General features: G+C 55.0%; 1 protein-coding gene. It reads right to left on the bottom strand.

From position 1 onward, the window contains the following. Positions 1-103 precede the first annotated feature (103 nt). Positions 104-397 (bottom strand): hypothetical protein, encoded by a 294-nt coding sequence (locus AC1RO3_RS07940; RefSeq protein WP_281116326.1) that lies wholly within the window; start codon positions 395-397, stop codon positions 104-106. Between the last annotated feature and the right edge of the window lie 701 nt (positions 398-1,098).

Below are 1,098 nucleotides of genomic sequence, written 5' to 3'. Positions count from 1 at the left end.
GGGTCATGGGAACGGTCCCGAGCGCCCCGTACCAGTGCTATGCCGATCATCATTTTACACAAGCCGAATGCGATTAGCAAGACCGCGATAATGGCACCTGTCCTCATTTCAGGAAACGAACTTCCACTTGATGATCGGAGGTAGCGCCGACAGAGCTGACGACAAATGCGCCGACATGTCCGTCGCGCATGAGCTTGTCCTGCACGGATTCCTCGACGTAGCCCCGCGTGATATAGGTCACGATCCTTTCTGCCCCCTGCTTCGGAGGTGACGCTTCCTGCTTTAGTCGCTGAAACGCGTGGAGCGCTTCGCTCAACGTACCATAGCCCATACTGTCAGCCAGAGACGAAGCCAAATCGTAAGCATCGGCCTTAGCCGTCAACATTTCAATATCCATCAAATCTCCTTCAACGGGCTCGATGGGCCAAAATGTGCAGACCCATGATGAGCGCCAACATCGTGTTGATTACGGGGCACCAGCAGGCTGCGAACAGCAAGACGATGACGTAAGCATCGGTCGAAAAATTCTTCGTCCATTGAACATCGCCGTTCCACACATTTGGCACACAATCAATGCGATGAAAACCGTACGCGGATAGCCCCAAGCACGCGAACATAGATACTGCATACACGATTAGAGCAAATACGTGCATCATTCCTCCACGATCTCGGAACGGGTGAGCCACGCAAGTGCCACTTCACGCGCCTTTTCCTGTGTCCACCCGAGACACAGACCTAGACATTTACCACCGAAGAAGTGCTCGCGCCCCGTCATGCTGTACCCGTTGATACGAACCACCCAACCACCGCTGCGCACCGCTTTGTAAACGTAGGTGTTTCGTGTGTCCTCGTCTAGATTGCCAACGGTCTGCGTGTCTTGACCGTCCTCAGCAATTTCGTCTTCCGGGATCGAGAGCGGTACGCCGTTCACGACTGCACGCACCGCACTCGCACGCCGGATGCGGAAATCCAGATCGGCGGCCTCGCTCAGGAGCATCTCTGCCTTACTACGCAGCTCCATNCACCTGCTTCGTAGGGACGTAAGGTTTTGGAAGTCCTCAATCAGGTCCTTGCTCATACTGCCTCCTGCTTCGCACG

The organism is Dellaglioa sp. CoH-57-MRSF-19 (assembly GCF_056781975.1).
The sequence above is the reverse complement of the archived record's forward strand: the minus strand, read 5'-3'. Positions and strand labels throughout refer to the sequence as shown.